Origin of the sequence: Streptomyces sp. x-19 (assembly GCF_046549115.1) — a bacterium.
In the GTDB taxonomy this organism is placed as follows: domain Bacteria; phylum Actinomycetota; class Actinomycetes; order Streptomycetales; family Streptomycetaceae; genus Streptomyces; species Streptomyces albulus_C.
Window position 1 is genome coordinate 21,243 of the sequence record NZ_JAJPWK010000030.1, and the last position, 23,931, is coordinate 45,173.

At 73.5% G+C, this 23,931-nt stretch carries 20 protein-coding genes and 3 tRNA genes; 7 read left to right on the forward strand and 16 right to left on the reverse strand.

Features of this window, described 5'->3' with window-relative positions; translation table 11 throughout:
* Nucleotides 1–45 precede the first annotated feature (45 nt).
* The 6 genes from ACLJT4_RS37165 to purS all read right to left on the reverse strand — a co-directional run bounded on the left by ACLJT4_RS37165 (nt 46) and on the right by purS (nt 5,114).
* Nucleotides 46–843 carry a sterol carrier family protein gene (locus ACLJT4_RS37165; RefSeq protein ID WP_411129373.1) on the reverse strand — a complete coding sequence of 266 codons (798 nt, stop codon included), beginning with the start codon at nt 841–843 and terminating at the stop codon, nt 46–48.
* A 127-nt stretch (nt 844–970) separates the two neighbouring features.
* A complete protein-coding gene (locus tag ACLJT4_RS37170; RefSeq protein ID WP_103377261.1) occupies nt 971–1,174 on the reverse strand; it encodes a hypothetical protein in 204 nt (67 codons plus the stop codon).
* 26 nt (nt 1,175–1,200) lie between these two features.
* On the reverse strand, nt 1,201–1,740 hold the full coding sequence (locus ACLJT4_RS37175) for an ArsR family transcriptional regulator (protein ID WP_411129375.1): 540 nt from the start codon (nt 1,738–1,740) through the stop codon (nt 1,201–1,203).
* 163 nt (nt 1,741–1,903) lie between these two features.
* Complete coding sequence (purL, locus tag ACLJT4_RS37180) at nt 1,904–4,153, reverse strand: phosphoribosylformylglycinamidine synthase subunit PurL (RefSeq protein ID WP_411129377.1); 2,250 nt, start codon at nt 4,151–4,153, stop codon at nt 1,904–1,906.
* On the reverse strand, nt 4,150–4,854 hold the full coding sequence (purQ, locus tag ACLJT4_RS37185; RefSeq protein WP_016573037.1) for a phosphoribosylformylglycinamidine synthase subunit PurQ: 705 nt from the start codon (nt 4,852–4,854) through the stop codon (nt 4,150–4,152). Before purQ ends, purL begins: the two co-directional genes overlap by 4 nt.
* Complete coding sequence (gene purS / locus ACLJT4_RS37190; RefSeq protein ID WP_016573038.1) at nt 4,851–5,114, reverse strand: phosphoribosylformylglycinamidine synthase subunit PurS; 264 nt, start codon at nt 5,112–5,114, stop codon at nt 4,851–4,853. Before purS ends, purQ begins: the two co-directional genes overlap by 4 nt.
* Before the next feature lie 299 nt (nt 5,115–5,413).
* Here purS and ACLJT4_RS37195 point away from each other — a divergent pair, with 299 nt between their 5' ends.
* The 4 genes from ACLJT4_RS37195 (at nt 5,414) to ACLJT4_RS37210 (ending at nt 6,639) form a co-directional block, all read left to right on the forward strand.
* Entirely contained in the window at nt 5,414–5,734 is a 321-nt protein-coding gene (locus ACLJT4_RS37195) for a histone-like nucleoid-structuring protein Lsr2 (protein WP_390022596.1), read from the forward strand.
* Nucleotides 5,735–5,853: 119 nt separating this feature from the next.
* Nucleotides 5,854–5,925 (forward strand) — tRNA-Gly (locus ACLJT4_RS37200).
* 74 nt (nt 5,926–5,999) lie between these two features.
* Nucleotides 6,000–6,072 (forward strand) — tRNA-Gly (locus ACLJT4_RS37205).
* 494 nt (nt 6,073–6,566) lie between these two features.
* Nucleotides 6,567–6,639 (forward strand) — tRNA-Gly (locus tag ACLJT4_RS37210).
* 57 nt (nt 6,640–6,696) lie between these two features.
* Here ACLJT4_RS37210 and ACLJT4_RS37215 read toward each other — a convergent pair.
* Together ACLJT4_RS37215 and ACLJT4_RS37220 are read right to left on the reverse strand one after the other, a co-directional pair.
* Nucleotides 6,697–7,596 (reverse strand): phosphoribosylaminoimidazolesuccinocarboxamide synthase, encoded by a 900-nt coding sequence (locus ACLJT4_RS37215; protein WP_411129380.1) that lies wholly within the window; start codon nt 7,594–7,596, stop codon nt 6,697–6,699.
* Nucleotides 7,597–7,705: 109 nt separating this feature from the next.
* Nucleotides 7,706–8,941 carry an MFS transporter gene (locus ACLJT4_RS37220; RefSeq protein ID WP_411129382.1) on the reverse strand — a complete coding sequence of 412 codons (1,236 nt, stop codon included), beginning with the start codon at nt 8,939–8,941 and terminating at the stop codon, nt 7,706–7,708.
* Between the two features lie 101 nt (nt 8,942–9,042).
* Between ACLJT4_RS37220 and ACLJT4_RS37225 the strand changes: the two genes are divergently transcribed.
* Complete coding sequence (locus tag ACLJT4_RS37225; RefSeq protein WP_411129384.1) at nt 9,043–9,951, forward strand: LysR substrate-binding domain-containing protein; 909 nt, start codon at nt 9,043–9,045, stop codon at nt 9,949–9,951.
* Between the two features lie 46 nt (nt 9,952–9,997).
* Here ACLJT4_RS37225 and ACLJT4_RS37230 read toward each other — a convergent pair whose 3' ends face one another.
* The 3 genes from ACLJT4_RS37230 to purD all read right to left on the reverse strand — a co-directional run bounded on the left by ACLJT4_RS37230 (nt 9,998) and on the right by purD (nt 15,277).
* Nucleotides 9,998–11,479 (reverse strand): N,N-dimethylformamidase beta subunit family domain-containing protein, encoded by a 1,482-nt coding sequence (locus ACLJT4_RS37230; protein ID WP_233660352.1) that lies wholly within the window; start codon nt 11,477–11,479, stop codon nt 9,998–10,000.
* A 180-nt stretch (nt 11,480–11,659) separates the two neighbouring features.
* Nucleotides 11,660–13,567 (reverse strand): hypothetical protein, encoded by a 1,908-nt coding sequence (locus tag ACLJT4_RS37235; RefSeq protein WP_411129386.1) that lies wholly within the window; start codon nt 13,565–13,567, stop codon nt 11,660–11,662.
* Between the two features lie 453 nt (nt 13,568–14,020).
* Nucleotides 14,021–15,277 carry a phosphoribosylamine--glycine ligase gene (purD, locus tag ACLJT4_RS37240; RefSeq protein WP_411129388.1) on the reverse strand — a complete coding sequence of 419 codons (1,257 nt, stop codon included), beginning with the start codon at nt 15,275–15,277 and terminating at the stop codon, nt 14,021–14,023.
* Between the two features lie 291 nt (nt 15,278–15,568).
* Between purD and ACLJT4_RS37245 the strand changes: the two genes are divergently transcribed.
* Complete coding sequence (locus ACLJT4_RS37245) at nt 15,569–16,381, forward strand: SLATT domain-containing protein (protein ID WP_411129390.1); 813 nt, start codon at nt 15,569–15,571, stop codon at nt 16,379–16,381.
* A 59-nt stretch (nt 16,382–16,440) separates the two neighbouring features.
* Here ACLJT4_RS37245 and ACLJT4_RS37250 read toward each other — a convergent pair whose 3' ends face one another.
* The 4 genes from ACLJT4_RS37250 to ACLJT4_RS37265 form a co-directional block, all read right to left on the reverse strand.
* Nucleotides 16,441–17,091 (reverse strand): hypothetical protein, encoded by a 651-nt coding sequence (locus ACLJT4_RS37250; RefSeq protein ID WP_016571036.1) that lies wholly within the window; start codon nt 17,089–17,091, stop codon nt 16,441–16,443.
* A gap of 96 nt (nt 17,092–17,187) precedes the next feature.
* A complete protein-coding gene (locus ACLJT4_RS37255; protein WP_411129392.1) occupies nt 17,188–17,871 on the reverse strand; it encodes a GntR family transcriptional regulator in 684 nt (227 codons plus the stop codon).
* Between the two features lie 153 nt (nt 17,872–18,024).
* Complete coding sequence (locus ACLJT4_RS37260) at nt 18,025–19,383, reverse strand: aspartate aminotransferase family protein (protein ID WP_411129394.1); 1,359 nt, start codon at nt 19,381–19,383, stop codon at nt 18,025–18,027.
* 239 nt (nt 19,384–19,622) lie between these two features.
* Nucleotides 19,623–20,423 (reverse strand): polyphosphate polymerase domain-containing protein, encoded by an 801-nt coding sequence (locus ACLJT4_RS37265; RefSeq protein ID WP_037632263.1) that lies wholly within the window; start codon nt 20,421–20,423, stop codon nt 19,623–19,625.
* 361 nt (nt 20,424–20,784) lie between these two features.
* On the opposite strand from ACLJT4_RS37265, the gene ACLJT4_RS37270 reads away from it, so the two are divergent.
* Complete coding sequence (locus tag ACLJT4_RS37270) at nt 20,785–22,326, forward strand: protein kinase domain-containing protein (RefSeq protein ID WP_411129397.1); 1,542 nt, start codon at nt 20,785–20,787, stop codon at nt 22,324–22,326.
* Nucleotides 22,327–22,409: 83 nt separating this feature from the next.
* Here ACLJT4_RS37270 and ACLJT4_RS37275 read toward each other — a convergent pair whose 3' ends face one another.
* Nucleotides 22,410–23,696 carry an adenylosuccinate synthase gene (locus ACLJT4_RS37275; protein ID WP_411129399.1) on the reverse strand — a complete coding sequence of 429 codons (1,287 nt, stop codon included), beginning with the start codon at nt 23,694–23,696 and terminating at the stop codon, nt 22,410–22,412.
* Nucleotides 23,697–23,931 lie beyond the last annotated feature (235 nt).

Below are 23,931 nucleotides of genomic sequence, written 5' to 3' on the forward strand. Positions count from 1 at the left end.
GGCGTCCCGCACCCGCCCCGCCCCGGGTCGGCGCGTGCCCCGTGCTCAGCTCATGACGGGCAGCAGGCCGCCGAGGTCGGCCCGTTCGCCGCTGGCGCTCACCGCGGCCGCGTCCACCGCCTCGGCCCACGCGCACCGGCCGGTGGCCAGCCGCAGCCAGGTCAGCGGGTCGGTCTCGACGACGTTGGGCGGGGTGCCGCGGGTGTGCCGGGGGCCCTCGAAACACTGGACCACGGCGAACGGCGGCACCCGGACCTCCACCGAACCACCGGGGGCCTTGGCGGCCAGCCCGTCGGCCAGCAGCCGGGTGGCGGTGGCCAGGGCGTGCCGGTCGAAGGGGATCTCCTGGTTGAGGGCGACGGCCAGGTCGTCGGTGTGCACGACGAGTTCGACGCAGCGGGTGACCAGGAAGTCGCCGAGCAGCATCGCGCCGGGGCGGCACGGGATGACCCGGTCGTCCGGCTCGCGCGGCAGCACCTCGGCGAGCTCCTCGGCGGTGCGCTCCAGCAGCTGTGCCGGGTCGTTTCGGGCCGCCAGTTCGTGGACGAACTCGTCGATGCCGGCGGCGTACTGCGCGGTCGCGGACGGCCAGGCCAGCAGGGTGACCTCCGCCTCGGGCGGGGCCGGCAGCCGCAGGGCGCGCACCACGCTGCCGACCGCCATGGACAGGTGCGCCGCCAACTCCCGCACCGTCCAGTCCCCGAGCCGGGTCGGCAGCGCCAACTGCTCCGGCGTCAGGGCCCCGACGACCCGACGGACGTGGGCGTACTGGGTCGTGACGGCGGCGCGGGTCTTGGCCGGGTCGTACCGGCGGGCACGCGGTGCGCGGGCGGCAGGTGACATGCGAGCAAGCCTAGGCGGCAGCACTGACAGCCGCCCGGATCGGTGGCAGCGCGGGCCGGGGCCGGGCGGCGGCGCCCCACCCGGCCCCGGCCCGCGCGCGCCGCCGTCGGCCCTCGGCCCGGCGCGGTCAGCCGCTGCTGAGGCGGCGGCCCTGCCACGCGAAGGCCCCCACGGCCAGCGCCAGGCCCCACGCCGTCCCGGCGAAGTAGGAGAGCCCGTCCACGTACGTCTCCTCGTCGGCCAGGTGGAGCTGGACGGCGAACGCGAACAGCGCGGCGCCCAGCGCGGTGAGGGCTATTGCGGCGGACCACATCGAACGGTTCTCGGACAAGGGACCTCCCCTAGGTCTACCGGGCGTCAGCGCCCGGCGGCAGTCAGCATCACCAGCAGCGGGACGACCCGCTCGACCGGTACCTCGTAGCGGCCGCGGGCGGCCGTGTGCAACCACCCGGCAGCGGTCAACTGCCGTAGGTGGTGGTAGATCTGGCCGGTCGTGCCCGTGCCGTCGAGCCCGGTGAGTTCGGCGGCGGTGCAGCGACCACCGAGGATCTCGCGCAGCAGCCGCAGCCGAACGGGCTGGCCGAGCGCCGCGAAGGACTCGGCGGCCGCCGCCCAGTCACCGTCCATGACGGTGTCGGTGGGCAGCCCGTACTGCCACTCGTAGCGCAGCCCGGCCGGGGTCCGAACGGCCCCGGTGAACAGCACGCCGCCGTTGACGGCGCCCAGACCGGCGAATTGCTCCTTCAGCCCGTTCAGGGCCCAGAGCGCGTCGCCCGGGTTCCGCTCCGGCGGGCGGGCCGCGGGCGGCGTCGCGGCGGCGGCGCCGGTCTCCTCGACCGCGCGTTCCACCTCGGCCAGGCGGCGTTCCAGCTCGGCCACCCGCTGCTCCAGATCCACACCACGAGATTACGCAATTACGTAATTACGAGCAAGGCCCCATCGACCGACGGCCGCGCCGGAACGACGGGGCGAACGGCGGAACGGCCCGCCAGGCATTCCTGGCGAGCCGTTCCGACACGAAGGACAACGGGGCGCGCGAGCGGTCCCGTTGGTGCGGGCGCTAGGCGATCAGCCCCGGGACGGTGGCCTCGTGGGCCGTCCGCAGCTCGTCCAGCGGAATGTCGAACTGCCCCTGGACCACGAGTGCGTCACCGTCGACGACACCGATCCGGGTGACCGGCAGCCCCCGGGCACCGCACATGTCGGTGAAGCGGAGCTCCTCGCTGCGCGGAACCGCGACGACCGCCCGCCCCGCCGACTCCGAGAACAGGAAGACGAACGGGTCGAGGTCGTCCGGGACGACCACCCGGGCGCCCTTGCCGCCGTGCAGGCACGACTCCACCAGCGCCTGGACCAGGCCACCGTCGGAGAGGTCGTGCGCCGCGTCGACCATGCCGTCGCGGGAGGCGGAGATCAGGATCTCGGCGAGCAGCCGCTCGCGCTCCAGGTCCACCTGCGGCGGCAGTCCGCCGAGGTGGTCGTGGACCACCTGCGACCAGGCCGAACCGCCCAGTTCCTCGCGAGTGTCGCCGAGGAGGTAGAGCAGCTGCCCCTCCTCCGCGAAGCCGACCGGGGTGCGGCGGGTCACGTCGTCGATGACGCCGAGCACCGCGACCACCGGGGTCGGGTGGATCGCGACGTCACCGGTCTGGTTGTACAGCGAGACGTTGCCGCCGGTGACCGGCGTGCCCAGCGTCAGGCAGCCGTCCGCGAGACCGCGGGTGGCCTCGGCGAACTGCCACATCACCGCCGGGTCCTCGGGCGAGCCGAAGTTCAGGCAGTCGGAGATGGCCAGCGGCCGGGCGCCGGTGGCGGCGACGTTGCGGTACGCCTCGGCCAGCGCCAGCTGCGCGCCCGCGTACGGGTCGAGCTTGGCGTACCGGCCGTTGCCGTCGGTGGCGACGGCCACACCGAGGTTGGTGTCCTCGTCGATCCGGACCATGCCGGAGTCCTCAGGCTGCGCCAGCACGGTGTTGCCCTGGACGAAGCGGTCGTACTGGTCGGTGATCCACGCCTTGGACGCCTGGTTGGGCGAGCCGACCAACTGGAGCACCTGTGCGCGCAGTTCCGCGGCGTTCGCCGGGCGGGGCAGCTTGCCGGCGTCGTCGGCCTGGAGGGCGTCCTGCCAGTCCGGGCGGGCGAAGGGCCGGTGGTAGGTCGGGCCCTCGTGGGCGACCGAGCGCGGCGGGACGTCCACGATCTGCTCGCCGTGCCAGAAGATCTCCAGCCGCGAGCCGTCCGTCACCTCACCGATGACGGTGGCGATGACGTCCCACTTCTCGCAGATCTCCAGGAAGCGGTCGACCTTGCCCGGCTCGACGATCGCGCACATCCGCTCCTGCGACTCGCTCATGAGGATCTCCTCGGGCGAGAGCGAGGAGTCGCGCAGCGGAACGGTGTCCAACTCGACCCGCATGCCGCCGGAACCGGCGCTGGCCAGCTCGCTGGTGGCGCAGGACAGCCCGGCGCCGCCGAGGTCCTGGATGCCGGCGACCAGCTTCTCCCGGAAGATCTCCAGGGTGCACTCGATGAGGAGCTTCTCCTGGAACGGGTCGCCGACCTGCACGGCGGGCCGCTTGGTCGGCTTGCTGTCGTCGAACGTCTCGGAGGCCAGCACGGACACGCCGCCGATGCCGTCACCGCCGGTGCGGGCGCCGTAGAGGATCACCTTGTTGCCGGCGCCGGACGCCTTGGCGAGGTGGATGTCCTCGTGCTTCATCACGCCCACGCAGAGCGCGTTGACCAGCGGATTGCCCTGGTAGCAGGGGTCGAAGACGACCTCGCCGCCGATGTTGGGCAGACCCAGGCAGTTGCCGTAGCCGCCGATGCCCGCGACGACGCCGGGGAGCACCCGCTTGGTGTCGGGGTGGTCGGCGGCACCGAACCGCAGCGGGTCCATCACCGCGACCGGGCGGGCGCCCATGGCGAGGATGTCGCGGACGATGCCGCCGACGCCGGTGGCCGCGCCCTGGTAGGGCTCGATGTACGAGGGGTGGTTGTGCGACTCGACCTTGAAGGTGACCGCGTAGCCCTGGCCGACGTCCACGACGCCGGCGTTCTCCCCGATGCCGACGAGCAGCGCGTCGTTCTCGGGGGCCTTCTCACCGAACTGCTTCAGGTGGACCTTGCTGCTCTTGTAGGAGCAGTGCTCGGACCACATCACCGAGTACATCGCGAGCTCGGCGCCGGTGGGGCGCCGACCGAGGATCTCCCGGATCCGCGCGTACTCGTCCTCCTTGAGGCCGAGTTCGGCCCAGGGCTGGCCCGCGTCCGGCGTCCCGGCGGCGTGCTTGACGGTGTCGAGGCTCATGCGTTGACCAGCTTCTTCAGGATCGAGGTGAAGAACCCGAGGCCGTCGGTGCGGCCGGTGCCGATCAGCGGCTCGACGGCGTGCTCGGGGTGCGGCATCAGACCGACGACGTTGCCCGCCTCATTGGTGATGCCGGCGATGTCGCGGAGCGAACCGTTGGGGTTTCCGTAACCGTCGCCGGACGGGCCGTCGGTGACGTAGCGGAAGGCCACCCGACCCTCGGCCTCCAACATGTCCAGCGTCCGCTCGTCGGCGACATAGCGACCGTCGATGTTCTTCAGCGGAATGCTGATCTCCTGGCCCGGCGCGTAGTCGGTGGTCCAGGCGGTGGTGGCGTTCTCCACCCGCAGCTTCTGGTCGCGGCAGATGAAATGCAGGTGGTTGTTGCGCAGCATGGCGCCGGGCAACAGGTGGGTCTCGGTGAGCACCTGGAAGCCGTTGCAGATGCCCAGCACCGGCATGCCGGCCCGGGCCTGTTCGATCACGGTCTCCATCACCGGTGAGAACCGCGAGATCGCGCCGGCCCGCAGGTAGTCCCCGTAGGAGAAGCCGCCGGGCAGGACCACGGCGTCGACCTGGTGGAGGTCCTTGTCGCGGTGCCACAGCGGCACCGCCTCGGCGCCGGCCGCCCGGACCGCGCGCTGGGTGTCCCGGTCGTCGAGCGTGCCGGGGAAGGTGACGACTCCGACGCGAGCCGTCATGACTCGGCTCGCACGGCTTCGTCGACCCGCACGGTGAAGTCCTCGATGACGGTGTTGGCGAGGAAGGTCTCGGCCATCTCATGGATGCGGGCGAGGGCGGCGTCGTCGACCGGACCCTCCACCTCAAGTTCGAAACGCTTGCCCTGACGGACGTCGGCGATCCCCTCGAATCCCAGGCGTGGCAGTGCGCGCTGCACCGCCTGCCCCTGCGGGTCGAGGATCTCCGGCTTGAGCATGACGTCGACTACGACGCGTGCCACTGGCACTCCCGGTGGTGTGGTGCGTAAGGCGGTGTCCTCACAGTACCGTGTTCGAAAATCTACGCGCATAGATATGCAGTACCTCCGATCACGAGCCGGTATCGACGGGAGTGCCCGCAGGAAAAATCTCCGAAAAGAACGGGGGGCCAGATTGCGGCAAGACACGCTGACGAAATTAAATGGGCTTCACAATGCATTGCCCATCGCTGTACAAATGAAAAAGCATTGATCCCAATCAGCCGGATCCGGAGCATCACCCCACGTCAACAAGGGGTTGCTCCCCGAAAGGACCGATATCCGTGGCGCAGCGCGTAGTAGTAACGCTCTCCGATGACATCGACGGAGGAGAAGCCGCAGAGACGGTCATCTTCGGTTTGGACGGGAAGTCGTACGAGATCGACCTCAATCCCGCCAATGCGAAGAAACTGCGCGGCGCCCTCGCCCCGTTCGTGGAGGCCGGCCGCAAGCGGGCCAAGTCCGGCAAGGCCTTCCACCGCACCGCGGTGACCCCCGACCCGGCGGCGGTGCGCGCCTGGGCCCGCTCCCACCAGATGGACGTCCCGCCGCGCGGCCGGATCCCCAAGAAGGTCTACGAGGCATTCAACGCCGCCAACCACTAACCGACTTGCCGGCGTCCGCGGGTGCGCACACCGCCGACTTGCACAGCACCCCTACTGATCAGCTAGAGTCTGGAGCACGCCGAGGGGCGAGGCCGAAAGGCCGGGCCCCGAGGAGTCACGCGGGTGTAGCTCAGTAGTAGAGCGCCCCCTTTCCAAGGGGGAGGCGCAGTGTGCAATCCCTGTCACCCGCTCTGACAGTTCAACCGGTCCAAAGGATCAGGTAGAGTAGCTGTCGCGCCACTGGGTGAAAGCCGAGTGGATGCCTGCGGACGTAGCTCAGTTGGTAGAGCGCAACCTTGCCAAGGTTGAGGTCGCGAGTTCGAGCCTCGTCGTCCGCTCAGAGAAAAGACCCCGGTCATCACGACCGGGGTCTTTGTCGTTTTCCGGGGCGGAAAACCGCCGGGCCCGAGGGCGTCGCCCCCGAAACGTTCGCGGGTGCGCAGGGGGACTTTCCGCCGGCAAAGCGCGGACCCTGAGCCCGTGGGCGGGCGAACGGGGCGGGGTGGGGGCCGCGGCGGACTGTGGCGGTGGACACACCGTCGGGGCCCGGGTGCCGGGGCGGCTGACGCCGGGTGGGCGGGGCGCCGGGAATGGCAGCCGAGAGCCGGGACCGTGGGCCGGCACGAAGGGCACGGCGCCGGCAGGGAGTTGGGTCGGCGACGGCGGGGGCCGTGCGCGGGGTGCGGGCGCGGCGGTGCGGCGGGCGGCCCCGGGCTCGACGGGCGGCGGCCGGGCCGGTGCGCACGGGCGTGCGTCGGCGGCCGGGAAGTTGGCTATAGTGGGGCCCGCACCGCGCAGTGGCGACCGGAACGGACGCCGGAGCACGGAGCGTGCGGACGTAGCTCAGTTGGTAGAGCGCAACCTTGCCAAGGTTGAGGTCGCGAGTTCGAGCCTCGTCGTCCGCTCAGGGAGAAGGCCCCGGTCATCACGACCGGGGCCTTCGTCGTCTTCCGGCGCGGGTGTCAGGCCCAGGGACGACCGGTGAGGCGCTCGTACGCCTCCAGGTACTTGGCGCGGGTGCGGTCGACGATCTCCTGCGGGAGGGCCGGCGGGGGCTGTTCGCCGGTGCGGTCCCAGGCCGCGGCGGGCGAGGTCAGCCAGTCGCGGACGAACTGCTTGTCGAAGGAGGGTTGGGGGCGGCCCGGCTGCCACTGGTCGGCGGGCCAGAAGCGCGAGGAGTCGGGGGTGAGGACCTCGTCGGCGAGGGTGAGGCGCTCCTCGTGGAAGCCGAACTCGAACTTGGTGTCGGCGAGGATCAGGCCGCGTTCGCGGGCGACGTCGCGCGCCCGGCCGTAGACCGCGAGGGTCAGCTGGCGGAGTTGGGCGGCGGTTTCGGCGCCGACCTGGCGGGCGACCTCCTCGTAGGAGACGTTCTCGTCGTGGTCGCCGACGGCGGCCTTGGTGGCCGGGGTGAAGAACGGGGCGGGGAGCTCGGAGCCGTCGGTCAGGCCCTCGGGCAGCGCCAGTCCGCAGACCGTGCGGGACTGCTGGTACTCGGCGAGGCCGGAGCCGGTCAGGTAGCCGCGGGCGACGCACTCCACCGGGACCATGGCCAGGGAGTGGCAGACCAGGGTGCGGCCGGCCCAGTCGGCGGGGGCGCCCTCGGGGACCTCGGTGGACAGCACGTGGTGCGGGACCAGGTCCGAGAGCTGGTCGAACCACCACAGGGACAGCTGGGTCAGGACCCGGCCCTTGTCGGGGATCTCGGTGGGGAGCACCCAGTCGTAGGCGGAGATGCGGTCGCTCGCGACCATGACCAGGTTGCCGTCGGCGTTCTGGTAGAGGTCGCGCACCTTGCCGGTGTGCAGGTGGGTGAGCCCCGGGACCTGCACGGGCTCGGGCTTTTCTACGAATCCGGACACGCTGCCTCCGCGTAGGTTGATCCAGGAGTCGGGGTGATTCTCCCGTACGGGGCGCGGGGGCTCCGCCGCAGGGTCGGCGTCGGGGGCGGCGGCCGGTCGTCCCGCGAGGTCAAGCGGAGGAACGGGCTCCGAGGCGGAGGACGGCGGCGAGGGTGAGCAGGGCCGCCGCGGCGATGCCCAGGAGGATCGCCGGCGGGGCGAAGGCGCCGCCGAGCAGGGTGACCGCGTACGGGGTGCAGAAGCCCAGGTAGCACACGGCCCAGAAGCGTGCGGTGAGGCGGGCCAGGTGGTGCGGGGGCGCCAGCGCGGCGACCTCGGTCAGGCCGTAGGCCACGCACAGGCCGTAGCCGGCGCCGAGCAGGGCGGCGGCGCACAGGGCCACCGCGGGTTGGGCGTGGGCCACCGCGAGGGCCCCGGTCCCCAGGCCGGCGGCGATGACGAGCAGGCCGGTGGCGGCGGTGGCGAGGCGGTGTCGGGCGCTCAGCCGGCGGGCGAGCGGGGCGACGAGGAGGCCGGCGCCGGGGGTGACGGCGGTGATGACGCCCGCGTAGACGGTCTGCCAGCCGTGCAGGGCGGTGTCGACGAGGCCGGGCAGGACCGCGAAGGCGATCGAGGGGGCGGCGAACACCCAGGGGGCCACCGGGGCGACGAGGCGGCGGAACGGCGCGCGGTGGGCGGGCGCGGTGGTTTCCGGGGCAGTGGCGTCCGCGGTCCGGGCCGGGACCGTCTCGGGGGCGCGGCGGGCGCTCAGGGCGGCGGCCGCGGCCAGGACCAGGTGCGGGAGGTAGGCCAGCACCATCGGGTGCGGGGCCCACTGGGCTATCAGGGCGGCGGCCAGGCCGCCGGTGGCGAAGCCGGCGGAGAGAAAGAGGCCGGAGCGGCGGGCGGCGGCGCCGGGGCTGGGCGCGGTGCCGTACGGCGGGGTGGAGAGTTCCTTGATCCAGACGCTGCCGGCGGTGAGCAGGGTGCCCGCGCCGACGCCGGTGACGAAGCGGCCCGGCCACAGCAGCGCCGGGGCGGCCGGACCGGCCATCAGCAGGCAGGTGGCCAGGGCCGAGACGCCCAGGGCGGTGAGGGCGACCCGGCGGCGGCCGTGGCGGTCGGCGAGCGGGCCGCCGACGAGGAGGCCGGGGATCAGGCCGACGACGTAGACGGCGAACAGGGCGGTGGTGGTGGCGGCGGTCAGACCGAGGTGGGCGCGGTAGGCGCCCAGGAGGGAGGAGTACTGGTTGGCGCTCCACCCGGAGGCGGTCATCAGCCAGCCGGCGCGGAGCCAGTGGCGGGGCGCGGGGGCCGCGGTGGCGGCGGCGCCGACCGGGGCCGCCGGGGCGTATGACAGGGGCATGAGGGACGTTGTACGACGCGGGCGGCCCGGCGCGCCGCCTCCGTTCAGGAAACGTGAACGGCGCGGGCCGCGGGCTCGGGCCCCGGCCTATCGTGGCGGACATGGATCTGCGCCGGCTGTCTTCGTTCCTGGCGGTGGTCGAGGAGCAGCACTTCGGGCGGGCAGCGGCCCGGCTGTTCCTGTCGCCGGCCGCCGTCACCCAGCACGTGCAGCAGCTGGAGCGGGAGTTCGGGACGCGGCTGTTGGACCGCGGTCGGGGCCCGGTGCTGCCGACCGTCGCCGGCCAGCGGCTGGTGTCGCACGCCCGGACCCTGCTGGCCGCCGCGAACGCCGCGGTCCAGGACGTGTCCGAGGCCGTCCAGGGCCGGCCGTCGCCGGGGCGCGGGCTGCGGGTCGGGGTGATGGGCCACGGATCGGCGGAGGTGACGCCGGCCGCGGTGAACGCGTTCCGGCGGGCGCGGCCGGACGTGCCGGTGTCGCTGGTCCAGCTGGACTTCACCGAGCACTGCAGCGCGCTGCGCGAGGACCGGGTGGACGTGGCGTTCGTCCGGCCCCTGGTGCGGGCCGAGGGCATCGAGGTGGACGTCCTGACGACCGAGCAGCGGATCGTGGCGGTCTCCGCGCGCTCGCCGCTGGCCGACGCGGCGCTGGAGGGGGTGCGGGTCGCGGACGTCCTCGGCCTGCCGTTCCTGCGGCTGCCGGCACGGACCCCGCGGCCGTTCGTCGACTACCTCTATTTCCAGGAGGGCGAGCGGCGGGCGCCGGACTGCGCGCTGAACCCGCACGACGTGCTGACGAGCGTGGCGGCGGGGCGCGGTGCCGGGTCGGGGCTGAAGTCCTTCGCGCGGTACTACCCGTGGCCGGGGACGGTGTTCGTGCCGGTGCTGGACGCGCCGAGCGCGCAGAGCGTGTTGGCGACGCGGTCCGGGGACCCGAATCCGGAGGTGCGGATCTTCCGGGCGCTGACGGTGGCGCTGGCACGGGAGTTGGGGCAGTACGCGGCGCGGTAGTGCTCGTGCGGGGAGCGCCGTCGGCCGGCCCGGGCGCGGTGCGGGCTCAGTCGCGCTTGCAGATGCGGTCGAGGAGGTTGGCGGTGGCGCGCTGGACGCGCTGGTCGACGTGGCCGGGCCGGTCGAGGGCGGGCGACCAGGCGAAGGTGCCGGAGGAGAAGACCAGGGCGCCGCTGGGGGCGCGGTACAGCGAGGTCTCCTGGTGGCGACGGACGCCCTCGCCGTCGCGGTACGGGGAGTGCGAGAGCAGGATGCGGCGGGTGTGCGCGGGCAGGCTCGTGCGCGGGAAGTAGCGGTCGGCCTCACCGGCGACCAGGCCGGGGAGTTCGTCGCCCTCGTGGGCGCCGGTGGCCTCCCACAGCCAGTGGTCGGCGTTGCGCACGACGAGGGGGGCGGGCTCGGGGACCCGGCCGGCGTACTGGATGCCCATCAACCGCTGCTCCGGATCGCCGAGTTCGCGCCAGAGGGCGGGGCGGCCGGGGCCCTGGCGCTTGCGGCAGTTGAGCAGCGAGTCGGGGCCGGCCGGTGACGGGGAGAGCTCCACCTGCCAGTACATGGTGTTGGCGGAGAGGAAGACCAGGGAGGTGCCGCTGTCGCGGGCGGCCTCGACCGTGCGGCGCATGGGCACCGACCAGTACTCGTCGTGGCCGGGGAAGACCAGGCCGCGGTAGCGGGTGGCGTCGACCCGGCCGGCGTGCAGGTCGCGGGCGTCGGCGTAGGCGAGGTCGTAGCCGTAGCGCTCGGCCCAGCGGATGAAGTCGTAGGCGTGGCCCACGTGCAGCGGCAGACCGGCGCCGGCGTAGGGGCGGTCGAAGGAGACGGTGGTGGCGGCGTCCCGCTCGCCGAGGAGGGCGCCCCCGTCGTCCCAGGCGTGGTAGAGGCTGGCGCCGGTGCGGCCGTCCTCGGGGTAGAGGTTGTACGCCTGCCAGGTGACGTCGGGGAGCAGCAGGAGGAGGTCGGCGGGCTGGTCGTCGCGGACCGTGAACGGGATGTGCGAGCGGTAGCGGCCGTCGACGGTGGTCAGGACGGCGACGTAGGCGCCGAGCTGCCAGTAGGTGGGGACCTGGAGGCGCCAGGACAGCCACCAGTGGTGGCAGGAGACGGTGCGCCCGACGAGCAGGGGGGCCGGCTGGACGATGCCGGCGAGCCGGGGGCTGGTGGTGATCTTGGCGGCGCCGGCGCCGGAGTAGTGGCCGATGCGGTAGACGTCGATGCTGAACGGCTGCGGCGGATCGACCGAGACCCGGAAGTCGATGGCCTCGCCGGGGGCCACCGTGCCGCGGACGGCGAACCCCTTGATCTGGCGGTGGATGTCGTCGGCGGTGCGGGGGCCGTTGTGTTTTCGGGGCGCGGGCAGTCGCAGGTCGCCGCGGGCGACGGCGGGATCGACGTACCAGGGAATGATCCGGCCGGAGTCGAAGTAGGTCTCGCTGCCGCGCAGCCAGGGCAACGGGCCCTGCCCGAACGGATCCGTGACCGCGTGGGCGAGGGCGCCCGATTCCCAGCGCCTGATCTGTTCCGTCGCCACCTTCCACTCCCCTCCCGCGTCCCCCATGGCCGCGGCCGACCGGGCCTTACCCACCCCCCAGCACATCACATTACGCACTCACTTCGTCACCCTTCGTCGTGAATTTAGGTGCCCTTGGCCCGAAGCACGAACTGGAAGGGAACATTCAGCCGGCCCGGCGGGCACCCCGCACACCGGGGCTCACGCCAGCCGGACCGGCTTCTCCGGACGCACCCCGATCCGGTGCAGCCAGCCGCGGAGCGGTTCGGCGTCACCGTCGTCGACCAGGCTGAGGACCGGGCGGCCCAGATCGGCGCGGCGGGCGCCGTCCACGAGGAGGGCCGGGCCGTCGAGCCAGTCCAGGCCGGGGGCGGCTCCGGCGGTGTCCACGGCGGCGCAGCAGACCATGGCGGTGACGTGGTCTGCGAGCAGTTCGCGGGCGGTGCGGGGCGGCTGGAGGGGGAAGAGCGGGAGGCCGCCGTCGGCCGGGTCGTCGCCCCGGCCGGGGTCGGCGGTGCCGTCCCGCCCGGAGCGAGTGGCCTGGCGGGCGGCCTCCTCGCGCTCCTCCCGGGCGACCTCGGCACCGAGCCGGGCGGCGACCAGGTCGCCGGAGCCGGGGTCGCGGGCCAGCCGGTCGATGACCCGGGCCAGCGTCGGGCCGGGGAGCGGCGCGGGGGCGGCGGCCTCGGCGGCGCCCGGCGGCTCGCCCGCACCGGGGGTGCCGGCCGGTGCGGGCGCCTCCGTGCGGTGCGAACGGAGGGGGGAGCCCGGGGACGGGGCGGCGGGGTCGAGGGCCCGGGACAGGCCCTGGCCGTGCGGGGCCGCGGGCGTACGGGCGCGGGCGCCGGCGTAGGTCAGGGGCGGTGCGGTGGCGGTGGCGGGCGCGTCCGCCGGGGTGCGGTCCGCCGCCGCCCGGTCGGGGTCGGCCGGGCCGGCCGCCGGCAGTTCGTCGAGGACCCGGTGGAGGCGGGCGGCCTCCAGCCGCCACTTCCGGTCGACGATCTCCTCGGGGTACTGCTGCCAGGCGACCGGCGACCAGTTGGGGCCGGGCTCGGCCGGGCCGCCGTGGAAGAGGCGGGCGGCCAGCAAGGAGGCGGCGCGATCGATGGTGCCGGGCTCCTCCAGGAGGTCGCAGGCGGGGCGCTCGCCCAAACGGGAGGCGAAGCCCTGGGCGAGCCGGTCGCGGCGGGAGAGCTCGGTGAGCGCGGAGACCACGCCGGCGTCCAGCCGGGAGGGCCAGCGACCCATCCGCCACGCGGGCAGCGCGACCCGGGTCAGCAGCCGGTCCCAGCCGGCGTAGGCCAGACCGACCTGTTCCTGGGCGACGATCCGCAGGCCGTAGTCGACGCCCTGGGCGCGCTCGGAGGCGGCGGCCGCGACCCCGCGCTCCATCAGCACGACGTGGTCGCCGACGGCGCGCAGCAGCAGCCGGGCGACCCGGCCGACGAAGCGCAGCGGGAGGGCGCGCAGCGGGCCCCGGGCGCGGGCGGCGACCCCGGCGGCCGCGTCCAGTCCCCGGATGAAGCGGCGGGCGGCGGCTATGTCGGGATGCGCGGACGGGCCGGTGCCGGCGACGACGGGGGCCAACAGGGCGCGCAGCTCGGCGACCCGCATCCACCACAGGAACGGCGAACCGATGACCAGGACCGGGGCCTCCGGCGCCCGGCGGCCGGCCCGTCGGGCGGGGCGCGGCGGGCCGTGGGCGCGGTGCGTGCGGTCCTCCAACCAGCTGTCGCAGTCCGGGGTGAGGGCTATCGCGGACGGGGCCGGGACGTCGAGGCGGTCGGCGAGGTCGCGGACCAGGCGGTAGAGGTCCGGGGCCGCCTCCTCGGCGACCGGCACGGAGGGGCTGAGCGCGGGCCGGGCGCGGGCGACGACCACCGAGACCAGCGTCGCCAGCAGCAGGCTCAGCACGGTGAGGGAGCCGACGGCCCACCGGGCGACGGCCCAGCCGCCTTCGGTGCCGAGCCGGCCGGTGGCGCCGCCCACCAGGAGGACCACGGCGACCGCGGCCGGCAGCAGGGCGAGCGCCAGCGCCGCACCGCGGACGCGGAGCACCGCGAGGGCGCGGCCACGCGCCGCCAGGACGCCTGTTTCCGGACTTGCCACGAGCCTGTACACCCCCTGCGGTCCTGCTTGGCGCGGGACGGAGAGAACGCGGGACGGACGGACGAAGGTCGTGCGGTGTGCGGGCGAGCGAGCGAGCCCACTCCCCACCACTGTGGCACCGGCCACTGACATCGCAATGTCGGTGGGCCAGTTGCCGGACGCCGCCGGGACGCCGACGCCGGAATCCGGCGCCGCGACCGCAGGACGCTTGCGCCGCACCTTAGTTGGGGGTGCGGGGTTCGTCAGCAGGATGCTCGCGTGGTCACTCGATGGAATGGCTTTGGGTAAAGCCGGGAGCCGGATGCGTACCGTTCTGGGCGGCTTCCCGCCGGGTGGCCCGCCCACAACGCAACTGGGGCATATGTCAAGGAAATGACACATGCCCCAGTCCGTGACGCCCAGTGGCGACTCTGCTCCGCGCGGGCCGCCGAAGCGGCCGGGAGCCGCCGTGCCCTACTCCCCGGCGGCCGCCTTCGCGGCGATGTCGGTGCGGTGGTGCGCGCCGTCCAGCGCGATCCGGCCCACGGAGCGGTAGGCGCGCTCGCGGGCGGTGGCCAGGTCGGCGCCGGTGGCGGTGACGGACAGCACCCGGCCGCCCGCGCTGAGCACCGCGCCGTCCGCGCCGCGCCGGGTCCCGGCGTGCAGCACGTAGGCGTCGGGGGCGTCCTGCTCGGCGACCTCGGCCAGGCCGTCGATCGGGTCGCCGGTGCGCGGGGTGCCCGGGTAGTTGTGGGAGGCGATGACGACGGTGACGGCGGCGCCGTCGCTCCAGCGCAGCGGCGGGAAGGTCGCCAGGGCGCCGGTCGCCGCGGCGTGCAGCAGGCCGGCCAGCGGGGTCTTCAGGCGGGCCAGCACGACCTGGGTCTCAGGGTCGCCGAAGCGGGCGTTGAACTCGATCACGCGCACGCCGCGTGAGGTGATCGCCAGACCCGCGTAGAGCAGCCCGGAGAACGGGGTGCCGCGGCGGCGCAGCTCGTCGACGGTGGGCTGCAGGACCGTCTGCAGCACCTCGTCGACCAGCTTGGGGTCGGCCCACGGCAGCGGGCTGTAGGCGCCCATGCCGCCGGTGTTGGGGCCCTGGTCGCCGTCGTGGGCGCGCTTGAAGTCCTGGGCGGGCTGGAGCGGCACGACGGTCTCGCCGTCGGTGACGGCGAAGAGGGAGACCTCCGGGCCGTCGAGGAACTCCTCGATGACCACCCGGTCGCAGGCGTTGGCGTGCGCGCGGGCCACCGCGACGTCCTCGGTGACCACCACGCCCTTGCCGGCGGCCAGCCCGTCGTCCTTGACGACGTACGGCGCGCCGAAGGCGTCCAGGGCCGTGTCGACCTCCTCCGGGGTGGTGCAGACGTAGCTGCGGGCGGTGGGCACGCCGGCGGCGGCCATCACGTCCTTGGCGAACGCCTTGGAGCCCTCCAGCTCGGCGGCCCGGGCCGACGGGCCGAAGGCCGGGATGCCACGCTCGCGGACCGCGTCCGCGACGCCGGCGACCAGCGGGGCCTCGGGGCCGACGACGACGAGGTCGGCGGCCAGGCCCACGGCGAGGTCGGCCACCGCCCGCCCGTCGAGGGCGTCGACCCCGTGGAGTTCGGCCACCTCGGCGATCCCGGCGTTGCCGGGGGCGCAGTGCAGCGCGGTGACGTCGGGGTCGAGGGACAGGGAGCGGCACAGGGCGTGTTCGCGGGCGCCGCCGCCGATGACGAGGACCTTCACGCAGTGCAGCCTAGACGAACGCACCAACCGGCCGACCGCCGGGCGTGCCCCGATCGCACAAGGAGGGATCCCGCCCGGAAACGCCGGCACCCTCGCCGTCGGCCCGCACGACGGCAACTCTTTCGGGTGAGACCCGTGAGCGCCCTATACCGGATCCCGCACCACTTCCGGGCGGAAAACGGGCGATCTTGGGACAGAGGCCAGCCGTTCGGCGGTAGGAAAGGGGGCGGTGCTCGGCCCTCCCGTAGGTCCTCCGCGCACCTCACGATCCGCGTACGAGGGAGCGCACGGGTGAGTCAGCCGGAGATGCAGCCCGAGGGGCCCCCTCGGGGCGAGGGCGGGGCCGACCGGGGCCGCGGACGGTCCCCGGACCGCCACCGGGACCAGGGGCGACCGCAGCGCCGCCCCGCGGGCCCGCTCCGGGGCCGCGGCGACCTCGTGGGGCGGGCGTTCCCGCACGGCGACTGGGGGGAGCCGGGCGACCGGCTGGACGCGCTGTACCTGTGGAGCGAGGAGGGCGCCCTGCGCACCGCCGACTGGTACCTGCGCGACCGGCTGGCCAAGCGGCGCGGGGCCCGCGCGCTGCGGACGGGGGCCGCGGCCGGGGTGACCGCGGGCGGGGCGCTGCCGCTGCTGGACCTCGCCGGTGTCTGGGAGCACGGGGCGCCCTGGGGCGCGCTGACGCTGCTGCTGGCCGCGGTGTGCGTGGGCTGCGACCGGTACTTCGGGATGACCGCGGGGTGGATGCGGGACCTGGCCACCGCCCAGGCGATCCACCGGCGGCTGGAGGCGCTCCAGTTCGACTGGGCGGCGGAGAGCGTGCGGGAGGTGCTCGGGCCGACGGAGGGCACCGCGAGCGAGGCGGCGGAACGCTGCCTCGCCGTGCTGCGGCGGTTCAACGAGGACATCGGCGAGCTGGTCCGCACGGAGACGACGGACTGGATGGTGGAGTTCCGGTCCGCCCCGGTGCCGCAGGCCAGCCACGCCGTGCTGCCGTGGACGGCGGCGCGGTCGGAGGGTCCGGGGCACCCGGGGCGGTTCCTGCGGTCGCCCGGCACGCGGCCGAACATGCCGCGGCAACGGCCGCCGGAGGCCCCGCGCTGAGCGGCGAGCGGGCGGGGCCCGGTGGGGCCGGGGCGGACCCGCCGCCCCGGCCGGTCCGCTCAGCTGAAGACGATCATGGAGCCCTGGCCCAGGCTCCGGGTGGCGGCCGCGTGCAGCCCGAGCCAGACGTGCCGCTCCCGGGCGAACGGGCCGTCGTCCGTGGGGACCGCGGTGGCCCGTTCTTCCAGGGAGGTGGGACCGGCCGGCGGCGCGGGGGCGGCCGGCGGGTTCGCCGGATCGATGCCCAGTGCCGGGGCGACCAGTTCGAGGTCCCGCAACAGCCCGTGGGAGGAGCCCAGTGGGCCGCCGCCGGCCAGGAGTTCCTCGGTGGCGAGCGGGTGCGGGAAGTCGACCGGGACGTAGGCGCCCGCGTGGTCGTAGTGCCAGACCAGGTGGGACTGCTGCGCGGTGGTCTCGAACATCTCCAGCAACTGCTCGTAGTCGCCGCCCAGTTCGTCGACCGGGGTCACCTCCAGGCCGCACAGTTGCAGCAGGTAGGCGCGGCGCAGGAAGTGCAGCGCGTCGTAGTCGAAGCCGGCGACCGGTGCCACGTCACCGGAGAGGCCCGGCATGTAGGAGAAGACCGGGATCTCCGGCAGGCCCGCGTCCACCAGGGCCTCGTTGTAGGCGGCGATCTCTTCGGAGAACGGGTTGTCGGGGCTGTGGCACAGCACATCGACGAGGGGTACCAGCCACAGGTCACATGCCACGGGTGGGGGCTCGCTTCCGGTAGGGGACAGAGGGCACCGGCGCACGTACAGCCACGGGTACGGCCCATTACGGCCGATGGTCGGGACAGCGTAGTGCTACCCGGCCGTTCCCACGAGAGCGAGGGAGTGCTCGTTGTACTCGGCGATCAGCCGCTGGGCGTCCGGCAGGTCGTGCCGCAGCAGGGCCTCGGCCAACTCGCTGTGACCGTGCCACAGGCGGTCCTTGAGGCGGGGGTCGCGGCGCAGCAGGGGCACCGCGAACATCCAGGTCTGGACACGGATCCGGTCCAGGAAGTCGCTGATGTAGGGGTTCTGGACGATGCCGCTGAGTTCGCGCCAGAACCGCAGGTCATAGCCGATGAGGACGTCCAGGTCGCCGGCCCGGGCGGCGCGTTCGGCCTCCTCGGCACGGCGGCGGATGGAGATCAGCACCTCCGCGGGGGTGGCCAGCAGCGCCCGTTCCGCGTCGCTGCGGAAGATGCCCTCGATGATCAGGGTGCGGGCCTCGACCATGGCGCGGAAGTCGGCGGTGGTGAAGGCGTGCACCTTGAAACCGCGGTGCTGCTCGATGTCGAGCAGGCCCTGGGCGCACAGGTCGAGCAGCGCCTCGCGCACCGGGGTCGCGGAGACGCCGTACTGGTCGGCGATCTCCTTGACGGTGAACGGATGACCGGACGGCAGCCGGCCGGCCAGGATCTCGTCGCGCAGCGCGTCGGCGATCTGCTCGCGCAGGGTGCTGCGTCGTATCACTGAGCTGGAGCTGTCCGAGCCCGGGGCCATTCGGTGCGTCTCCTTCGACGTCCATGACCGCAGGTGGGAGCGGCCCGCCCCCACCATAGGCGAGGGGATGGCCACGGTTTCACGTGAAACCACGCGCGCGGCCGCCGCCCACGAAGGGCGGGGCCGCGCGCAGGTGCTGTCCGGTGGACGCGCTCAGACGGTGTGCGCGTCCGCGACGGTCAGGGCCTCGTCGAGGGCGGTGAGGCCCTCCTTGACCTCGGCCTCGGTGACGGTGCAGGCCGGGACGACGTGGGTGCGGTTCATGTTCACGAACGGCCACAGGCCGCCTCGCTTGCAGGCCGCGGCGAACTCGGCCATCGGGGCGTTGTCGGCGCCGGCCGCGTTGTAGGGCACCAGCGGCTCGCGGGTCTCCTTGTTGCGGACCAGGTCGAGGGCCCAGAAGACGCCCAGGCCGCGGACCTCGCCGACCGACGGGTGCCGCCCGGCGATCTCGCGCAGCGCGGGGCCGATGACCTTCTCGCCGATCTCCGCGGCGTTCTCCACGATCCGCTCCTCGGCCATCGCGTTGAGCGTGGCGACGGCGGAGGCACAGGCCAGCGGGTGACCGGAGTAGGTCAGGCCTCCGGGGTAGGGCCGCTGGTCGAAGGTGGCGGCGATCTCGGCGTTGATGGCCACGCCGCCGAGCGGGACGTAGCCGGAGTTGACGCCCTTGGCGAAGGTCAGCAGGTCGGGGGTGACGTCGAAGTGGTCGGCGGCGAACCAGTGGCCGGTGCGGCCGAAGCCCGCCATCACCTCGTCGAGGATGAAGACGATGCCGTAGCGGTCGCAGATCTCGCGGACGCCGGCGAGGTAGCCGGGCGGCGGGACCATGATGCCGGCGGTGCCGGGCACGGTCTCCAGGATGATCGCGGCGATCGACTGGGGGCCCTCGAAGGCGATGGTCTGTTCCAGGTGGGCCAGGGCGCGCTCGCACTCCTGGGCCTCGTTCTCGGCGTGGAACGGCGAGCGGTACAGGAACGGGCCCCAGAAGTGGACGACGCCGGCCGCGCCGGTGTCCGAGGCCCAGCGGCGCGGGTCGCCGGTCAGGTTGATCGCGGCGGCGGTGGCGCCGTGGTACGAGCGGTAGGTGGACAGCACCTTGGCGCGGCCGGTGTGCAGCCGGGCCATCCGGACGGCGTTCTCGACCGCCTCGGCGCCGCCGTTGGTGAAGAAGATCTTGTCCAGGTCGCCGGGGGTGCGCTCGGCGATCAGCCGGGCGGCCTCGGAGCGGACGTCCACGGCGAAGCCGGGGGCGAGGGTGCAGAGCTTGCCGGCCTGCTCCTGGATGGCCGCGACGACCTTGGGGTGCTGGTGACCGATGTTGGTGTTGACCAGCTGGGAGGCGAAGTCGAGGTAGCGGTTGCCGTCGTAGTCCCAGAAGTACGAGCCCTCGGCACCGGCGACCGGCAGCGGGTCGATCAGGCCCTGGGCGGACCAGGAGTGGAAGACGTGCGCGCGGTCGGCGGCCTTGACGGCGGCGCCGACGGCGGGGTCGGGGGGCAACGTGCTCACGGTCAGTACCTCGGATCGGTCGCGGGGGTCCGTCGCTGGACAGGAACGGCGAACGGCTCCCAGCCTAAGGATCACGGTGCGCTGACCGGTACCGACAGTGTGTATGGCGCTCACCACGCGCGCGGACAGAATGTCTACGGTCCTGGAGGAATCTCCAGGGATGCCCGGGGGTGGGGGTACCTGCCCCCGGGCATCGTCAGGAGCCGCGGCGCTCAGGGCTGGTCGCCCCGCGCACCGGCTCAGGCCGCCGCGGCGGTGGGGAAGGCGGTCCGGACCGGCCCGCGCCAGTGGTTGGCGTACAGGTTCGGCCGGAGCGCCGACAGACCGCCGCAGTACTTGGTGAAGTCGGCGGCCTGGACGCCGTACTCGGTCAGCAGCCGGTCGGCCTCGGTGAGCCGGCCGGCGGTCTTGGTCTCGACGACGACCAGCCCGCCGTCGGCCCGCACGGTGCGGCCGGTCGCCAGGTCGCGGCAGACCAGGGCGGCGTCGCAGGTGACGCGCTGGCCGTCGGCGACGAAGGTGGCCCGCTGGTAGTCGGTCTCGATGGAGCGGCCCAGTTCGGTGGGGGCCTCGATGCCGTAGGAGCGGTCGAGCACGGTGGCGAGGAAGTCCCGCGGGGCCTCGCCCAGGGCCTGGTCGCCGGGGAGCAGCGGCTGCCGGTGCTTGACCGTGCGGCCGTGCTCGCCCTTGAGCTTGACCTCGAACTGCCGCTCGCCGGTGTCGGCGTAGAGCCGTTCGCGGATCTTGAAGCGGAGCACGTTGCGCTGCCGGTGGTCGTGGAAGGACCGCAGGTCGGGGGTGTCGTAGTAGACGGACTGGTAGCGGAACCAGCGGCGGCCGTTGATGCACAGGGCCGCGAACGGGCCGCCGGGGCGGTTGCGGTCGGTGAGTTCGGCCGCGAACGCGGCGAAGACGTCGACCGGGACGAGGTAGGTGGTGCTGAAGCGAGCCAGGAGTTCGGCGCGGGCCTGGACCTCGGCCAGCGGGACGGGGCGGGCGGCCATGGCCGCCCGCGCAAGGGCTCGTACGGCGGGTATCACACGGTCTCCTTGGGGTATTGGGGACGGGGGATCGTGCGGGTCCTGTCGTCGCTCTCTGCGGTTTTTCTCCTTTCTTTACGATCGATAACCCTGAAGAGTTCCACAACACGGAATCAGTCATCCGTTGCGTCAGTTCCCGGCCAGCGCAGTGACACTGACGGCACCTCAGCCACCGGCCCGTACGTCGCACCACGGGATCGGCCCTCGCGACCCGCAGGACCACGGCCCGCCCCAACGGCCCAGCGGCTTGGCCGAATACCGCCCCACCGGCCGTGCGCCCGGCCTCGATATCCTCACCGCGGACGAGTGACCGCTCCCACCGAGCGGGGGCGGGGAAAGCCGGGCAAAGGGGCGGCGGATCATGGCACAGCCAGGACGGGCGGGGCAGCAGGGACGGGCCAAAGGGCTCGGAGGGCTGGCACCGCTCGACACGCACGACCCCCAGCGGATCGGCGAGTACCGCCTGCTGGGGCGGCTCGGCGAGGGCGGCATGGGCCGGGTGTTCCTGGCCCGGTCGGACCGCGGCCGGACCGCCGCGGTCAAATTGGTGCGGACGGAACTGGCCCACCAGGAGGAGTTCCGGGCCCGCTTCCGCCGCGAGGTGCGGGCCGCCCGCACGGTGGGCGGCGAGTGGACCGCGCCCGTCCTGGACGCGGACACCGAGGCCGAGACCCCGTGGTTGGCCACCGGCTACATCGCCGGCCCCTCCCTCCAACAGACCGTCGGCGGCACCGGTGCGCTGCCGGAACGCACGGTGCGGATCCTGGCCGCGGGACTGGCCCGCGCCCTGCGGTCCGTGCACGCCGCCGGCATCATCCACCGCGACCTCAAGCCGTCCAACGTCCTGCTGACCCTCGACGGGCCGCGGGTCATCGACTTCGGCATCGCGCGGGCCCTGGAGGGCGTCAGCACCAGCGCGGTGACGCACACCGGCTCCGCGGTCGGCTCGCCCGGCTTCATGGCGCCCGAACAGGTCCGCGGCGAGCCGCTCACGCCGGCCTGCGACGTCTTCTGCCTCGGCTCGGTGCTGGTCTACGCGGCCACCGGCCGCCCGCCGTTCGGCTCGGAGACGACCCTGCCGCACGCGATGATGTACCGCATCGCCGAACAGGAGCCGGACCTGACCGGGCTCCCCGAAGGACTGCGCGAGCTGGTCACCGCCTGTCTGGCGAAGGACCCGGCCCGCCGCCCGACGCCCGAGGAACTGGTGGCGTGGGCCGAGGACGTCCCGGACGCCTCCGGGGCGGCCGAGGACGAACCATGGCTCCCCGGGGCGCTCGTCGCCCGTCTGGGGCGGCACGCGGTGGAACTGCTGGAGACCGAGGACCCGCAGGACGGCACGGCCCGCACGCCCACCGCGGAGACCGCCGTCGCCTCGCCCGCCACCGTGGCACCACCGGGCGTCCCCGCCCCGGCGCGCCGCCGCCGCACCGGCCGGACGCTGCTGGTCGCGGCCGCGCTGGTGCTGGCCGGAGGGGGCACCGCCGCCGCGTACGCACTGCTCGGCGCGCCCGGCGACGGCAGCGCCGCCGCCACCGAGAAGACCACGGACCGGCCCACGACGCCGCCCGGCGGCATCCCCGCCGAGTACCTGGGCATCTGGTCGACGACGATCGGCGACTCCCGGCTGGACGTGCGCCGCTTCACCCTGGTCCAGGGCAAGCCCGGCGAGGCGGTGCTCCGGATGGAGGCCACCGGGCCCACGTACGCATGCCGGTTCGTGGCCACCCTCAAGAGCGCCGGCCCGCCCGTGCGCCTGGGCCCCTCCACCGTGGTCTCCGGACCGCCCGACACCTGCCGCCCCGGCTCCCCCAGCACCCTGGAGCTGATGGGCGGCCAACTGCGGCGCACCTTCGACGACGCGGGCGGCCTGGCGCCGCTGCTGTACACGAAGAAGGGGTGACGGCGGGGCGCTCGCCCCACCGTCACCCCGTCATCGGCGGCGCGGTCCGCGAGGACCGCACCGCCGGGGTCGTGCCGAACCCGTTACGACAGGAACGAGTTGATCTCGATCGTCTCGGTCCGGCCGGGGCCGACGCCGATCGCGGAGATCGGGGCGCCCGACATCTCCTCCAGCGCCTTGACGTACGCCTGGGCGTTCTTCGGCAGCTCGGCGAAGGTCTTGGCCTTGGTGATGTCCTCGGACCAGCCCGGCAGCATCTCGTAGACCGGCTTCGCGTGGTGGAAGTCGGTCTGGCTGTAGGGCAGCTCCTCGACGCGCTTGCCGTCGATCTCGTAGGCCACGCAGACCGGGATCTGCTCCCAGCCGGTGAGGACGTCGAGCTTGGTGAGGAAGAAGTCCGTCAGGCCGTTGACCCGGGTCGCGTACCGGGCGATGACCGCGTCGAACCAGCCGCAGCGACGGTCGCGCCCGGTGGTGACGCCGCGCTCGCCGCCGATCCGGCGCAGCGCCTCGCCGTCCTCGTCGAACAGCTCCGTCGGGAACGGTCCGGCGCCCACCCGGGTGGTGTACGCCTTGAGGATGCCGATGACCCGGCTGATCTTCGTGGGGCCGACGCCCGCACCCGTGCAGGCACCGCCCGCGGTCGGGTTCGAGGAGGTCACGAAGGGGTACGTGCCGTGGTCGATGTCGAGCAGGGTGCCCTGCCCGCCCTCGAAGAGCACGACCTTGTCGTCGTCCAGGGCCTTGTTGAGGATCAGGGTGGTGTCGGCGACGTAGCCCTTGATCTGGTCGGCGTAGCCCAGCAGCTCCTCGACGACCTGCCCGGCCTCGATGGCGCGGCGGTTGTAGAGCTTGGTGAGCAGCTGGTTCTTGACGTCGAGGGCCGCCTCGACCTTCTGGGTCAGGATCGACTCGTCGTAGAGGTCCTGGACCCGGATGCCGGTGCGGTTGATCTTGTCGGCGTAGGTCGGGCCGATGCCCCGACCGGTGGTGCCGATCTTCCGCTTGCCGAGGAACCGTTCCGTCACCTTGTCGGTGGTGATGTTGTACGGCGTGATCAGATGCGCGTTACCGCTCAACAGCAGCTTGGACGTGTCGACGCCGCGCTCGTTGAGTCCGCTCAGCTCGGAGAGCAGGACCGCCGGGTCGACGACGACGCCGTTGCCGATGACCGGGGTGCACCCCGGCGAGAGGATTCCGGAAGGGAGGAGGTGCAGTGCGTACTTCTGGTCGCCCACGACGACCGTGTGGCCGGCGTTGTTGCCGCCCTGATAACGCACGACGTAGTCCACTGACCCACCGAGCAGATCGGTGGCCTTTCCCTTGCCCTCATCACCCCACTGAGCACCGAGCAGCACAAGTGCGGGCACAGGCGTACACCCCTTCCGGGCGGGGCATGTCCAACGTGCGTGGAAGGCGCGACGCCCGCGTGTTCACGCGTACGTCGTCGCCGGAGCCGTCGGACCGGTGCCCCGGAATAGACGAAGCCCCTGGCGCAATAGCGCAAGGGGCTCTTGCACCGAGATGCTACCTGAGGAAGGACCGAGGTGTCGGCGCAGTCTTCTGGGCACTCCCCCGCGGCGTCCGTTCGGGGGTGCCCCCTGC

What these genes read in the sequence shown, in the direction of transcription:
- ACLJT4_RS37165 (WP_411129373.1), bottom strand. Translation starts at nt 843, where the DNA reads ATGTCACCTGCCGCCCGCGCACCGCGTGCCCGCCGGTACGACCCGGCC.
- purL (WP_411129377.1), bottom strand. Translation starts at nt 4,153, where the DNA reads ATGAGCCTCGACACCGTCAAGCACGCCGCCGGGACGCCGGACGCGGGC.
- purQ (WP_016573037.1), bottom strand. Translation starts at nt 4,854, where the DNA reads ATGACGGCTCGCGTCGGAGTCGTCACCTTCCCCGGCACGCTCGACGAC.
- ACLJT4_RS37220 (WP_411129382.1), bottom strand. Translation starts at nt 8,941, where the DNA reads ATGCCCCTGTCATACGCCCCGGCGGCCCCGGTCGGCGCCGCCGCCACC.
- ACLJT4_RS37225 (WP_411129384.1), top strand. Translation starts at nt 9,043, where the DNA reads ATGGATCTGCGCCGGCTGTCTTCGTTCCTGGCGGTGGTCGAGGAGCAG.
- ACLJT4_RS37255 (WP_411129392.1), bottom strand. Translation starts at nt 17,871, where the DNA reads ATGGCCCCGGGCTCGGACAGCTCCAGCTCAGTGATACGACGCAGCACC.
- ACLJT4_RS37270 (WP_411129397.1), top strand. Translation starts at nt 20,785, where the DNA reads ATGGCACAGCCAGGACGGGCGGGGCAGCAGGGACGGGCCAAAGGGCTC.